The organism is Duncaniella sp. (assembly GCF_029056165.1).
Classification (GTDB): domain Bacteria; phylum Bacteroidota; class Bacteroidia; order Bacteroidales; family Muribaculaceae; genus Duncaniella.
Window position 1 is genome coordinate 41280 of sequence record NZ_JAIDBW010000030.1, and the last position, 14091, is coordinate 55370.

17 protein-coding genes are annotated in these 14091 nt (G+C 53.4%); 12 read left to right on the plus strand and 5 right to left on the minus strand.

The window, feature by feature from the left end; genetic code table 11:
* Positions 1-2 precede the first annotated feature (2 nt).
* From xerD to K2G41_RS06480, 10 genes are all read left to right on the plus strand, one after another.
* Entirely contained in the window at positions 3-917 is a 915-nt protein-coding gene (gene xerD / locus K2G41_RS06435) for a site-specific tyrosine recombinase XerD (protein ID WP_300116571.1), read from the plus strand.
* A gap of 394 nt (positions 918-1311) precedes the next feature.
* Positions 1312-1782 (plus strand): transcription elongation factor GreA, encoded by a 471-nt coding sequence (greA, locus tag K2G41_RS06440; protein ID WP_300116572.1) that lies wholly within the window; start codon positions 1312-1314, stop codon positions 1780-1782.
* 10 nt (positions 1783-1792) lie between these two features.
* Positions 1793-2203, plus strand: coding sequence for an HIT family protein (locus tag K2G41_RS06445; protein WP_300116574.1), 411 nt, complete (start codon positions 1793-1795; stop codon positions 2201-2203).
* On the plus strand, positions 2203-3087 hold the full coding sequence (menA, locus tag K2G41_RS06450; protein ID WP_300116576.1) for a 1,4-dihydroxy-2-naphthoate octaprenyltransferase: 885 nt from the start codon (positions 2203-2205) through the stop codon (positions 3085-3087). The genes K2G41_RS06445 and menA overlap by 1 nt, the downstream gene beginning before the upstream one ends.
* A 100-nt stretch (positions 3088-3187) precedes the next feature.
* Positions 3188-3478, plus strand: a complete 291-nt coding sequence (locus K2G41_RS06455) for a hypothetical protein (protein ID WP_300116578.1) — start codon at positions 3188-3190, stop codon at positions 3476-3478.
* 96 nt (positions 3479-3574) lie between these two features.
* Positions 3575-3982: a hypothetical protein gene (locus K2G41_RS06460; protein WP_300116580.1), complete on the plus strand. Its 408-nt coding sequence runs from the start codon at positions 3575-3577 to the stop codon at positions 3980-3982.
* 58 nt (positions 3983-4040) lie between these two features.
* Entirely contained in the window at positions 4041-4808 is a 768-nt protein-coding gene (locus tag K2G41_RS06465) for a type III pantothenate kinase (RefSeq protein ID WP_300116582.1), read from the plus strand.
* Positions 4798-6039 (plus strand): hypothetical protein, encoded by a 1242-nt coding sequence (locus K2G41_RS06470; RefSeq protein ID WP_300116584.1) that lies wholly within the window; start codon positions 4798-4800, stop codon positions 6037-6039. Before K2G41_RS06465 ends, K2G41_RS06470 begins: the two co-directional genes overlap by 11 nt.
* 31 nt (positions 6040-6070) lie before the next feature.
* Positions 6071-6766, plus strand: a complete 696-nt coding sequence (gene lptC / locus K2G41_RS06475) for an LPS export ABC transporter periplasmic protein LptC (protein WP_300116586.1) — start codon at positions 6071-6073, stop codon at positions 6764-6766.
* A gap of 39 nt (positions 6767-6805) precedes the next feature.
* Positions 6806-8098: a hemolysin family protein gene (locus tag K2G41_RS06480; RefSeq protein ID WP_300116587.1), complete on the plus strand. Its 1293-nt coding sequence runs from the start codon at positions 6806-6808 to the stop codon at positions 8096-8098.
* Here the strand turns inward: K2G41_RS06480 and K2G41_RS06485 are convergent.
* Complete coding sequence (locus tag K2G41_RS06485) at positions 8040-8588, minus strand: hypothetical protein (RefSeq protein ID WP_300116589.1); 549 nt, start codon at positions 8586-8588, stop codon at positions 8040-8042. The genes K2G41_RS06480 and K2G41_RS06485 overlap by 59 nt on opposite strands.
* A 331-nt stretch (positions 8589-8919) precedes the next feature.
* Here K2G41_RS06485 and xseA point away from each other — a divergent pair, with 331 nt between their 5' ends.
* Entirely contained in the window at positions 8920-10218 is a 1299-nt protein-coding gene (gene xseA, locus K2G41_RS06490; RefSeq protein ID WP_300116591.1) for an exodeoxyribonuclease VII large subunit, read from the plus strand.
* An 84-nt stretch (positions 10219-10302) separates the two neighbouring features.
* Complete coding sequence (locus K2G41_RS06495) at positions 10303-10686, plus strand: hypothetical protein (protein WP_300116592.1); 384 nt, start codon at positions 10303-10305, stop codon at positions 10684-10686.
* A 201-nt stretch (positions 10687-10887) separates the two neighbouring features.
* Here K2G41_RS06495 and K2G41_RS06500 read toward each other — a convergent pair whose 3' ends face one another.
* The 4 genes from K2G41_RS06500 to ung all read right to left on the minus strand — a co-directional run bounded on the left by K2G41_RS06500 (position 10888) and on the right by ung (position 13950).
* The gene (locus K2G41_RS06500) at positions 10888-11478 is read right to left on the minus strand and encodes a DUF3109 family protein (protein ID WP_300116657.1); all 591 of its coding nucleotides are present in this window, start codon (positions 11476-11478) and stop codon (positions 10888-10890) included.
* Between the two features lie 70 nt (positions 11479-11548).
* On the minus strand, positions 11549-12832 hold the full coding sequence (locus K2G41_RS06505; protein ID WP_300116594.1) for a DUF5103 domain-containing protein: 1284 nt from the start codon (positions 12830-12832) through the stop codon (positions 11549-11551).
* Complete coding sequence (locus tag K2G41_RS06510; RefSeq protein WP_300116596.1) at positions 12822-13220, minus strand: C-GCAxxG-C-C family protein; 399 nt, start codon at positions 13218-13220, stop codon at positions 12822-12824. The genes K2G41_RS06505 and K2G41_RS06510 overlap by 11 nt, the downstream gene beginning before the upstream one ends.
* Positions 13221-13272: 52 nt before the next feature.
* On the minus strand, positions 13273-13950 hold the full coding sequence (ung, locus tag K2G41_RS06515; protein ID WP_300116598.1) for a uracil-DNA glycosylase: 678 nt from the start codon (positions 13948-13950) through the stop codon (positions 13273-13275).
* Positions 13951-14091 lie beyond the last annotated feature (141 nt).

The following is a 14091-nucleotide window of genomic DNA, read 5'->3' on the forward strand; positions in this document are numbered from 1 at the left end:
CGATGCGCAGCATAACCGACATAGAGCGTCTGTTGAAGGAATATGACCTTTATCTCCGCATGGAGAAGGGGATGGCCGACAATACGCGTGAGGCTTACAATGCCGACGTAGTAAAGCTGCTCGACTATCTTGCCCAGTCAGGAGTGGCTCTGCGCGATGTCACGGTGGATACCCTGCGTTATTTCATAGGCGAGCTTCATGATCTCGGCATAGCCGATAGGTCACAGGCGCGGATCGTCTCCGGTATGCGCTCGTTTTTCCGCTTTCTGAGTCTTGAGGACTATGTGAACCCCGACCCGACGGCCTTGCTTGAATCGCCCAAGATCGGTCTGCATCTGCCGGAAGTGCTCACGGTCGAGGAGATCAACGACATGATCGCCGCCATAGACCCTCTTAAAGCTGAGGCCCAGCGTGACCGTGCGATAATGGAGACACTTTACGGTTGCGGACTCCGTGTCAGTGAACTCGTCGGTCTTGAAATCTCGAAAATCTTTGCCGAGGAGGGTTATCTCGTCGTTCGGGGAAAAGGTAATAAGGAGAGACTCGTCCCGATGTCGGAAGTCTCGCTTCAGGAGATAGCCTCCTATCTCCGTGACCGCGATATGCTCGACATCAAGCCCGATTGCCGCGACATCCTCTTTCTCAACCGCCGTGGCGGTAAGCTCACCCGCATGAGGATATTCCAGATAGTGAAATCGCTCGCCGAAGCGGCCGGAATCCGTAAGAATATCTCGCCTCACACCCTGCGTCACTCCTTCGCTACCCACTTGCTCGAAGGTGGAGCTAACCTGCGCGCCATTCAGCAGATGTTGGGTCATGAGAGCATTGCGACAACGCAGATCTACATTCATCTCGACCGTTCGACCCTCCGTTCGGACATCCTCATGTTTCATCCTCGCAACAGTCATCGGCGTTGACCCGTTTTTCCGCATTGAATTTTCCCGAAGCATCCCTGTCCTTTCATAAAGCCGCCCGGCTTCAGAGACGGGAAAATGTGTGAGGCTGAAAAGCCAATCCTGTAAGTCAATTTTTGTTAAATGCTCCCCCCTTCGGTTGGGGGAATGGATTATTGTAACTATCTTTGTATCGGTCAACTGTAAGGGCTGACCATATATTTTATTAGACATTTGATAATCAATCATATCCGTTAGGGTCTCGTAGCTCCAAGCATCGGGATTTCTTCTTTTTTAACTGTTCCCCGGAGAAATTCTTCTCTCTCATCCTCCTGTGGCTGTCACCCTTGAGTGACGGCACATAGACTACGCTTAATTAATCACTCAAACAAATAAAACCCCAAAAGTTTATACTGCCATGGCTATAACTTACATGACCAAGGAAGGTTACAAGAAAAAAATGGAAGAAATCGCGTTTCTCGAATCAGTGGAACGCCCCCGCATATCAGCAGCTATCGCTGAAGCCCGTGATAAGGGTGACCTCTCAGAGAATTCGGAATATGATGCCGCCAAGGAGGCACAGGGTATGCTCGAAATGAAGATCGCCCAGCTCAAGGATCTCGTGGCCAACGCCCGCATCATCGATGAGAGCAAGCTCAACAACGAGGAAGTCCAGATCCTCAACCGTGTCAAGATCAAGAACGTGGCAAACGGTATGGTGATGGAATACACTATCGTGGCCGACTCCGAGGCTGACCTCAAGGCAAAGAAGATCGGTTCGAGCACTCCCATCGCACAGGGTCTTCTCGGCCACAAGCTCGGCGAGATGGTTGAGATCAAAGTTCCCGCCGGACTCATGAAGTTTGAAATCGTTGAAATCAACTATTGATCTGACGGATATGGCAACCATCTTCAGCAAGATCGCAGCCGGCGAGATCCCCTCGTACCGCATCGCCTCCGATGACCGTCACTACGCTTTTCTCGACATCAACCCCGTGGCTCCCGGCCATGTGCTCGTGATTCCGAGAAAAGAGGACGACTACATTTTCAATCTCTCCGATGAGGATTACACCGCGCTCACTCTCTTTGCCAAGCGTGTGGCCGAGGCCATCCGTCAGGCTGTCCCCTGCAAGCGTGTAGGTGTGGCGGTGATCGGTCTTGAAGTACCTCATACCCACATCCATCTTATCCCCATCAACACGGAAGCTGATATGGATTTCAGTCACAAGTGTCAGCTTCCCGCTGAGGAGATGGACGCGATAGCCAAGAGCATCGCAGCTAAATACGACGAATTATATCCGGCAGACTGATGGGAAGGAGCAAAGCGGCATGTTGGATCGAGGCTATGAGACTGCGGACTCTTCCGGTCTCTCTGGCAGGAGTCATCTACTCCGTCGGGCTTGGACTTGCCACTTGGCATTTCAGCCTCGTCCCGGCCATACTTTGCCTCGTCTTTGCCCTGCTTGCCCAGATAGCATCCAATTTTGCCAACGAGTACTACGATTTCAAGCGTGGGTTTGACCGCGTCGGGCGTGAAGGCCCGCGCCGCGGTGTCACCGAAGGCGACATCACACCCGCAGCCATGAAACGTGCCACATTCGCAACCCTCGGCGTGGCCTGCGCTGTGGGTTGTCTGCTTGTGGCTCTCTACGGTGAGTGGTGGATGTATGTGGCCGGTGTCATGATAGCCCTCGGTGTCATGGCCTACAGCACCGGGCCTTATCCGCTGTCGCATCACGGTCTCGGCGAGATAGCCGTGATCTGCTTTTTCGGCATAGTCCCCGTCTGCCTTACCTACATGCTGATGGGAGGTCTCTGGGGATGGTGGCTCTTCGCGGCCGCCGCAGGCATCGGACTGATGGGCGCGAATGTGCTCATAGTCAATAATTACCGCGACGTCGAGGATGACCGCAGTGTCGGCAAACACACGCTTGCCGTGATCCTTGGGCGGCGTGCCATGCGGGCTGTCTATTTTGCCAACGGAATCCTCGCCCTGATCCTCACCCTTCCGGGGTGGCTCGCCTCCAGCCAGCTGTGGTGGCTTGTCCCGGCGATATACCTTGTGGGACATACGGCTCTGTGGCTTCGCCTCGGTCAGCTTGACGGTGCGAGGCTCAACCCTCTGCTCGGAATGACTGCCGTGCTGATGCTTGTCTATGCTGTCGGTTTTCTGCTGACCGTTGTCCTCTCGTGAACAGGATTGGAACGGCGATACATGCTCATCTCCCCATCTGTCATAACCATACCCTATATCCCTCCGAAACTAAACCTACATCACATACATCTGCAGGATTATGAAGAACTTCTACGCATGGTGTAAACGCTATCTCTCTTTCACGCTGCTCGCCGCTCTGATAGTGGCGGTGCTCGTGCTTTTTGTCAACGAAAACTCACTTTTCCGCACAGTCGGGCAGGAGCGTCGCATCGCGGAACTTGAGGATGCGATAAGCGAGGCTACGGACACGCTCGAATATTACCGCGAGCTCAACCACTCGCTTGATACTGACAAGGAGACAATGGAGAGGATAGTCCGTGAGCAGTACCACATGCAGCATTCCGATGAGGATGTCTATATCTACGAATAAAAATATCCGGTGCAGACCGGTCTCCGGAGATTGATTCTGGATGCTACAGGAATCACACTGTCCGTCAGGACCGATCCCCGATCCCAACAGACCTATATGAGTAAGAAAAACAAACAGAAATCAGTCGCCGCCGTCGCCCCCTCGTCACAGGGACGCCGCGAGACAGTGTCAATGCTTATGGCTACCGTCGGACTTCTTGCCGTCATGATCTCGGCAGTGCTTCCGTTGCTGAAAGTCGGACAGGGCTGGATGCGGTGGCTCTATGCCGCAGGTGCTGTCATCCTGCTTGCAGGGCGCATAATCGCGCCGCGTGTCAAGGACGCACCCGTCCGTCTGCGCCGTCTGCTCCACATCGAAGTCTGGACCGCCATCATCTTTCTCGTAGGCGCAGTGTTCCTCTTCCTTGACTCCGTCGGCCCGAAAGACTGGATCGCGTTCACGCTCGCCGGTGGCATCCTGACCCTCTACACATCCGTAATGATCCCCCGCCAGAAGCTTAAATAGTCAGACTTACAGCGGTAAAATCAAAAAACATCTTAATTTGAGGGGAAATTGACACATTTTGAGTAATTTTGCTCCCAAATCATCACGAATGGCCAATTACCTGACTATAGACCAAGGTAATTCCGAAGCTAAGATCTCGCTTTGGAATGATATGCAGCTCGTTGACACTGTCATCGAAGAGCGGCTCACACCCGCTTCCGTGGAGAGTTTTGTCAATGGCCGTCCCCTTTCAGGCGCGATCTACTGCTCGGTGGTCCAGAACAACGGACCTGTCATCAACAAGCTCAGCCATCTCGCGCGCTGCGTCTATCGCCTCAATTCCTCCACTCCTCTTCCGATCAGGATAGACTACGGCACACCCCGCACTCTCGGCTGTGACCGCATCGCTGCCGCCGTCGGTGCATGGAGTGATTTCAAAGGACGCAACATCCTTGTGGTCGATGCCGGCACTGCCGTCACTTATGATCTCGTGGATGCGTCGGGTGTCTATCGCGGAGGCAACATAGCTCCCGGTATAAGTATGCAGCTGAAGGCACTTAATCATTTCACTGCGCGTCTGCCTCTGCTCCCGTTTCCCGAACACATGTCAACTCTCCATGACACCCTCCTCGGCCATGACACGGAATCGGCCATGACCTTGGGGGCCATCTACAGTGTCGTGGCTTCAATAGGATATTATCGCAGCCGTCTTCCCGAAGACACCGTAGTGGTGCTTGGCGGAGGCTGTGGCCGTCATCTCGCCCCCCTCTGTGATTTTGAGGTTCATGTCGATGAACATCTTGCAAGCAAGGGGTTAAACAGAATTTTGCTATACAATGAAAATTAAGTCAATCCTCATCCTCGCTCTTATTGCCGCCGCTACGGCTACCGGTCTGTCGGCGCAAAACACATCCAGCCCTTACTCGAAGTTCGGCTACGGACTTCTCCGTGACAATGCCACATCCGCTCAGCGTCAGATGGGTGGTGTTGGCTATGCCATGCGTTCCGGCTCTCAGGTCAATGTCATGAACCCCGCGGCCTATGCGGCTACTGATTCGCTGACATTCCTTTTCGACATGGGCACTGACCTGTCGATGTTCTGGCGTCAGGACGGGAGTGCAAAGTCCCATGACTGGGGCGGTGGTCTCGATTATCTGACCATTCAGTTCCCCGTAAGCAAGATTATCGGTGTCAGTGCCGGTCTGGTTCCCTATTCATCCGTGGGCTATTCGTTCGGATCGGAGATCAGCAACGGTGTGACCACCCATCAGGGTACAGGCGGACTCAATCAGCTCTACATCGGTGCCGGCATCATGCCCCTCCGCAATCTTTCGGTCGGTTTCAATGTGAGCTACCTGTTCGGCAACGTCTATAATGATGTCTATTCAAGTCAGTCAGGGACGGCTACCCAGTCACTTTTCGAGCAGGTGATGGAGGTCAAGGACTACCATCTGCAGTTCGGTCTGCAATACACTCTCCCCATCTCGCGCAAAAATTCAGTGACCTTCGGTCTGACCTACACACCCTCGAAGTCACTCCTCGGAAAGACTTACGTGCTTAAATATTACGACACGTCGGCCGCTCCCGATACCATCGCTCCCGGCATGGTCAATCTTCGCGGCAATTACTCGCTACCCGACACTTGGGGCGCGGGTATCTCATACGACTGGAACGGACGCCTTCTGGCAGAGGTAGATGTCACCTATCAGAATTGGTCAAAAGCAAAGTTCCGTCAGGTGGATGACTTCTCGGATACGAAGTTTGACAACCGTTGGCGCATCGGTGCGGGTCTCAGCTACACTCCCGATCATCGTGCAGGTTACCTGAAACGCATCGCCTACCGTCTCGGCGGTTTCTACAACCGTGACTACATGATGGTGCAGGGCAACCATGTGAGGGACTACGGCATCAGCTGCGGTGTCGGTCTGCCGGCCTATCAGAAGACCCTCATAAACCTCGGTTTTGAATATTCACAGCGTCAGGCCACACCTGATCCTCTCCTGAAAGAGAAGTATTTCCACATCACTCTCGGCATCAACTTCAATCAGGTCTGGTTCTATCACAATAAGCTCCGTTGATCCTTTCTGAACCTGATTGTCACGTAGATCTATGAGGATGAGATCCCACAGTCCGTCATCAGTCCGGACCATGCGTCTGCTACCGGTCATAGGCATATTGATGCTTATGGCTGCCGCTGTCGGCGTGACCGGCTGTAAGGAGAGCAACCCGGTGGGAATGGGGGATGTCAATCCCGAACAGACCCCGACTATGCTCACGCGTGATGTCGAGACCCTTATCTCCGATTCCGGTGTGATCCGATTCCGGATAGTGACTCCCATCTGGTATGTCTATGACGAGGTCGATGAACCTTACTGGCGTTTCCCGGAGGGGTTGAATCTCGAACGTTTCGACAATTTTTTCCGTCAGGAAGCCACGGTAGTCGCTGATTCTGCCGTCTATCTCAAGAACAAGCAGATCTGGCGTCTGGACGGTAATGTCAACATCACCAATGTGATGAACGAGAAGTTTCTGACCAATCAGCTTTTCTGGGATCAGCGGCTCCACAAGATCTATTCCGATTCATTCATCCATATCGAGCGTCAGGACCGTGTGCTTGAAGGCTACGGCTTCGACTCGGACGAGAAAATGACCCGCTACAATGTCCGTAAGGTCTCCGGCATATTCCCTGCCAACGCTTTCCGGGGCAACGGCAAGGCGAAGGGTGGCGATGGTGATAATCCGGACGATCCTGACGAGGAGGAAGTCATTGAGGAGGAGACCGCCTCGGTCAATGACAATCAGTAATGTACAATATAAAATCCAACACCGCAAGTTAAGCATCCCATGACACTTACCGCGTGGCTAATCCTGTCCATCGTATCGCTTTGCTTCTCGGCTCTCTTTTCAGGGGTCGAGATCGCGTATATCTCGGCTGACCGTGTGCGTGTCGGTCTCGACACGAGCCGTGGAGGCCTCATCAACCGTATCATCGGTCGTTATTACTCGCATCCGGATTTCTTCATATCCACTATCCTTGTCGGTAACAATATAGTGCTTGTCATCTACGGTATGGGAGCGGCTGCGTTGCTCGAACCGTGGATCGAGTCACACATATCCACCAATCAGGCTGTAATCCTTATCCTGCAGACCATCATCTCGACACTGGTCATTCTATTTACGGGTGAGTTCCTGCCTAAATCAGTGTTCCGCATCAATCCCAACACATCGCTCAGGATCTCGGCACTCCCGGTCTATTTCTTCTATATCGTCCTCTCGCCGATCGCATGGTTCACTTCTTGGCTTTCCAAGATCCTTATGAAACTCGCAGGGATCAAGGCTGAGGATACGCGTCTCGGTGTGCTTTCGATCACCGAACTCAACGATTATCTTGAGACCAAGATCGACGATCTGGAGAATCCGCAGGAAGTTGAGGTGGAGAATGAAGTCAAGATCTTCCACAACGCGCTTGACTTTTCCAAGACTCAGCTCCGCGACTGTATGGCCCCGCGCAACGAACTTGTGGCTGTCGATATCGATACCACAACCCGTGCCGAGCTCTCTGATCTCTTCACGTCGTCTGGCCGAAGCAAGATTCTTGTCTATAAGGAGGATATTGACAACGTGGTTGGCTACGTCCATGTCTCCGAGCTTTTCGATCCCCAGTGTGACTGGAAGGAGCACATCAAGGAAGTGCTCTACGCTCCCGAAACTCTTCTTGCCAACACCATGATGCGCCGTCTGCTCAGCGAGAAGCGTTCGATGGCCGTGGTGGTGGATGAATTTGGCGGTACAGCCGGATTGGTGACTCTTGAGGATCTCGTCGAGGAGATATTCGGTGATATTCAGGATGAGCATGACAAGAACGGGCTTATCGCATCGGAGATCTCCCCCGGAGTGTTCGAGTTTTCAGGCCGTATCGAGGTCCGTATGCTCCGTGATGAGTTCCGTCTTGACATTCCGGAGTCTGACGAATACCAGACACTTGCAGGCTATATAATCCATGAGACCGGCTCACTTCCCTCGCAGGATGACAGGATCGAGATCGACGGAATTATTTTCACCATCAAAGCCCGCAGTGCTACCCGTCTCGACCTGATACGTGTCGAAACTGAGCCTCCCGTGGCCGAACAGCAGTGATTTCCGGCGCGATGTGAGCGTCGGTATCTGACTGTGACGTGTTTCCCTTCGGCTTTGTTTCTTCAACTGATCCCTTCTCCTTTCCCGCTTCTTTGCGCACACGGCGTTCGGCTGCTCTGAGTCGTGCTGATGCAGAGCGTGCTATCGCCTCGTCGATTTCGTAGCGCAGAGTGAAGAATATCGCCAGAAATTCCTCGTCGCAATAACGGCGCACGGGCATTTCTTTGGTGGCCAAATAGCGGTCTATACATTTCATCAGCTCATCCGTGTAGCCCCTCACATAGCCCAGAGCCTGAATAATACGGCTTACTTTTTCTTTCAACTTTACGTAATAACGCTTGGACACCGGTTTGTCCCACGCTTCATTAACCTTTCCGGTCCGGCCATTTCCGCTTCGTGAGCCATTCTTTTCTATATTCTTCCCCTCACCGGAAGGATCGTTACTGCGAAATTTCTTACAAGATCCCCTATTATCGGTTTTTGTTTTCATAAATCTTTTTTCCACAAAGTTACACCCCTCCATTCCCCGAAAAGATGCGATAATGAAAACCACTCCTAAAAATAAGGGAGAAAACTCTTTAGAACAATCAAATACAAAAGCTACTTTTATCGTATAAAAGTATTACTTTTGTATATGATAAAAACAAAACCCGATAGCTTGATATACAGGGGCTACCGGGGATCAACACTGCAAAGATAATGTTGTTTTTATGATAAAACAAATTTTGGAGCAGATTATCTACGTGACATTGATCACGTAGAATATATGTGTGATAGACTTGATTTATTGTGCAACCGTACTCATTAACAGATTTCCGATAATGACCCCCGATACTCTGACGCTTGAACAGTTTACGTCGCGGCTTTCGTCGCTGATCTCATCCGAACCGTCGCTACGAAACGTGTGGGTGACGGCCGAGACCTCCGATGTGCGACGCAACATGCACTGTTATCTCGAACTGATTCAGAAAGACCCCGTTACGGGCGATCCGGTAGCACGTGCACGTGCTACGATCTGGCGATCGGCCTTCGCGCGGATTGAAAGCGACTTCATGGCTGCTACCGGAAGTCGTCTGGCAAGCGGCATGAAAGTGCGTGTGCTCGTCTCGGCCAACTACCATCCCGCCTACGGCCTGTCGCTTAACATTACGGACATTGATCCCGTCTATACGATGGGTGATCTCCTGCGCCTCCGCATGGAGATCCTCTCGCGCTTGAAAGACGAAGGGGTAGTGGATCTGAACCGTTCGCTCGAATGGCCCGATGTCCCTCTCCGCATAGCCGTGATCTCCGCTCCCGGAGCGGCGGGCTACGGTGACTTCATCCATCAGCTCTACACCAATCCGCGTGCACTGCGTTTCTCGACGCGTCTTTTCCCCGCGACTATGCAGGGACAGCAGGCTCCCCCATCGATCATAAGCGCGCTCGAAGCTATTGCTGCCGAGGAGGACGAATGGGACGGCGTGGTGATCATACGCGGTGGTGGTGCCACGAGTGATCTCGCCGCTTTCGAGAATTATGATCTGGCCTCCAACATAGCTCAGTTTCCCCTCCCGGTGATAATAGGTATAGGTCATGAACGCGACGTGACTGTGTTGGACTATGTAGCCAATATGCGTGTCAAGACTCCGACTGCCGCCGCCGAATGGCTCATCGGGCGTGGCACAGTGGCTCTGGAGCGGCTCGACATGCTGGCTTCGGACATCCATGCCACTGCATCGGCCATGATAGCAGAATCGCGCGAGCAGCTTGCCTATATGTCGGCCCGTCTGCCTTATCTTCCGCAGGCTGCTGTGGATTCTGCCCGTAAGAGGCTTGACCGTGCCATGCTTGCGCTCTCCGAGACGGCGCGCGGACGGCTGCGTCCCGAACTTTCACGTCTCGACATGGCCGCCGAAAGGCTCTCATCGGTCACCTCGGCCATCATCGAACGCCGTCGTCACCGTCTTGATTCGATAGGTGAGCTGATCGAAGTGCTCTCCCCGGTGGCGACATTGCGCCGTGGCTATTCGATAACCCGTGTGGATGGCCGTGCCGTCACGTCTGTGAGTGAGCTAAAGCCGGGAATGACCATCGAGACTACTCTCGCTGATGGAACGGTGAGCTCTAACATTCTTTAAGAATCGGGATCTCAACCTAAGTAGCCACGTTTTTGTTGTATGGGTATAGAAAACATTTAGAAACCCTTTAAAAGAAATATTACTATGAGCTCCATACAACAGAATATCGCAGATCGTGCAGGAGAGCTTTCCGCACAGGCTGCAAAAGTAAGCGCACAGGCTGCTGAGGTGGCCGCTAAAGCACAATTCAAAGCTGACAAGGAGGAAATCGAGGCTACAGCCGCCGATGCGAAGGCTCAGGCTGCCTCCAGTATGGCAGCGGCAAAGGAAACACTTGCCGATAAGCTTGCCGACGCTAAGGATACATTGTCCGATAAACTCTCTGACGCAAAGGACGCTATGTCTGACAAGGTTGATGATCTTAAAGAAAAGGCATCTCCGCTGCTCGATAAGATCAAATCAGGTGCTGCCAGCGCGCTCAATTCGATTGCTGACACGGCCTCAAATCTTGCCGATAAGCTCGACTAAGCAATTATTCAATATGATTAGATTCTCTCTAATATCATAAATTTCACACACTAATCTTCCTCCGCCGACTCCCTGCACTCCACCACCCGCAGGAAGCCGGCGGAATCTTTGTGTGGTCATTGCAAAATAGATAATTAGACCCAAGCCTCTCAATGAAAGCGCATCAACCTCCCATCAGCCCAGCCGCGCGTCCATATAATGTCAATTCTCCTGACCGTATTCTTCGAGATAGGTTTCGCAGGCCAGTTTGAGTTCGTCATACCATTCCTTGCCGAAACGGGCGGTCAGCGGGCCTTCGAGGAACTGATACAGACGTATTCCGAGCTTGCGTCCAAGCTGTTCAGCCGATTTACATATCTTCCAACGGTGATAATTGACGGCGGTGAAGGTCGGATATTCAGTCAACCTGACAGGATAGAGTGCGCATGACGATGGTTTACGGAAACTACCTGTCTTACCTTCGTTGTAGGCACACTCGATGGCACACTGGCAGATCCCGCCGGGGGCATAGCAGGTGTAGATGCAGTTGCGTCCATCGACTATCTGTGTCACCAAGTCACCGTCCGGGTCGAGATAGCTCGTCCCGGCTTCAGCCATCCGTTCCTTTGCCGAGGGGAGGAGTTTGTCCTCGAAACGCGGGATCAGACGGTCTATCTCGTCGCGCTCCTCTTCGGTGAGCGGTGCGCCCGCATCGCCTTCGATGCAGCATTCGCCTTTGCATTTTTCAATGTCGCAGCAGAAAAAGACCTCCGCGAGGTCAAGCGACACGAGTGTATCCTGTATCTGTAACATGATTTCTTCTTCGGTTTCTTCCATTTTTGTTAGAGTATGTTATGAGGTCGGGTCTTGACTGCGATGGCGGTCAATAGGCCGTGCTCACCGTCCCTGCGCCTATGAGGCGGTCGAAGCGCGATCCGCGCGGACGGTGATAGACGCGGATGGTGTATTCGTTGGTGGTCTGTGAGAAGTCGCCCTCCACAGGGGCTGTCAGCCCTTTCTCCGATCCGTGGGGGACGGTGAGATACTGATAGTTGTACGCACCCTGTTTCAACATCAGCGATTGCTCGTAGCAACCTGTCGCATGGTTATAGACCATGCGGGAGAGGGGTGAGAAACTGCGTCCCGTGAAGTCGCCGTCGAGAAAGATGTCAGCATCGGGTAGTTCGGGCATTTCGAGAGCGAAATGAGTCATGACATAGTCCGCTTCGGTATCGGGACGCGATGAGGATGACTGCCGGATGAAGAAACGGCCATGCTGGGTACTGTCGTAGGTATAGAGCCGTCCCGCGCGCGGAGTGTCCGTGAAGAGGCGCATATTGTAGATGGGGGAGTCAAACGTTATCGCATCCACCCCTATGCCGGGATATGTCGTAGAGACTGTCTCAAAACGTCGGTACTCGTTTCCTGCAGGGAATATGAGCTGGCGCAGATGCTCATAGATCACATTTGATCCAAGGACGCGCTGTGGAGTGGTCATCAGCACTTCGTTGTCGTGACGGCCGTCCTGACTGACTATGATTTTCAGATCATTGAATGGATCATCCACACCTGTGGCATGCTGGAGATCCACCGTCAGGCTCACTTGCTGATGATTGCGGTTGGCATCGATGTCGGTAAGCGGACTGACGCCGGCATGGACTCCGGCCGTGTAGGCGCAGACTCCGAATCGTGCCTGAAGCAGCGTCCGGTCAGGGTCGGCCTCGTCATAGACGCGGAGCACATAGTTGCCGGGCTCAGTAATGGTGATCTCGCGGTTGGGAATGGTGATGGTGTAGTGGACATACTGGACGAGGGTGGCACGCGAATGCTCATATTCCTCGACGATCCCTTCGTTGAAACCATCGAGAAATTCCGATGCGACAAGTCCTTCCGGTTGCCAGAGTGCATCGCAATGGATCAGTTCGTAGCGCATGAATCGGCGGTCGTCGGCAATTTCGTCGAAACTCACTGTCAGGTGGCTTGCCGGATCGCCGAGGGCTATGATCGGTTGTGCGAACTCATCACCTTCGGCAATCACTTGGAGCGTGCGGAACGATGGCTCGAATATGCCCTGCGACGTATCGAGGCTCTCCGCCAATGCAGTCATACATAAGGCTATACAGGCCGAAGTGACACCGACGCGCTTGATCCGGCTCTTAAAATCCATCGGCTTCAAGCTGTCGGTGAAGCATCTCCACGCCGTCGGTGATGAGGTCGATGCACGGACGGCGGCCGGGCTGCTTGAGCTCACGGCAGATGTATGAACCGTTAGCCTTGCGGAAGTCGTCCATAGGCTGTCGCACCTTGGAGTAGAGAGCCGGACGGTCAAGGCCGTCATAGACGAGACCGCAGACCATAGTCGCTCCGGAGATTGCTCCACACACCTCACCCTGTCCGCCGAATCCGCTTCCGAATCCGGAGGCCAGACGTTCGAGGAGGATAGGATCTGCGTCGATCACATCGTCAAAGGCCAGTGCGACGCACTGGCTGCAATTCTTGCCCTGCTTGCGGAGTTCGCGGGCCAGTTCCTTGCGCTGTTCGAGAGTGTATTTCATTATTTTTGTTGCTGACTGTGTTGATTGGTTATGAATGGTAAGATTGGATTGATTATTGTGCTGTCCCGCACCAGTCGATCGGTGCTATTCCTTTGGACTGGAGATAGACGTTTGTCCGCGAGAACGGACGACTTCCGAAAAAGCCTCTCGATGCACTCAATGGCGAGGGGTGGGGCGAGGTGATGACGTGGTGACGCGAACGGTCTATGAAGTCACCCTTGCGCTGCGCGTATGCCCCCCAGAGGATAAATACGAGGTTTTCTCTCTCCTCGGCCAGACGGCGGATGGCCGCGTCGGTAAACGTCTCCCAGCCTTGGTTCTGATGCGAGGCTGGAGCACCTGCATCGACCGTCAGAGTGGCATTGAGCAGGAGCACTCCCTGACGCGCCCACGCGCTGAGGTCGCCGGTCGGGGGTGGGGGACAGCCGAGGTCGTCCTCAAGCTCCTTGTAGATGTTGCGGAGCGAGCGCGGAAGCTCCACTCCGGGATTGACCGAGAAACTCAGACCGTTGGCCTGTCCGAATCCCGGATAAGGGTCCTGACCGAGGATCACGACCTTTACGTTGTCGAAAGGACAGGAGTCAAAGGCCGCGAATATCTTTCCGGCCGGCGGAAAGACCTGACGCGTGGCATAGCGGGTGCGGACAAAGTCGGTGAGTTGTCTGAAATAGTCCTTGTCCCATTCGGCAGCGAGGGCTGTTTTCCATGAAGGATCAATCCTTACATCCATTTGTCTGTGATCGTTTGGGTGCTTGCGGGGCTGAAGTTTGTGGAAAAATCCGGAGTGGCTATTGGCTGTCTCTTATATGGTTGAGAGAATGTAGCCCTGTGCCGTTCGGATGCTTCCCCCGCATCTGGCGGTTAAAAATTA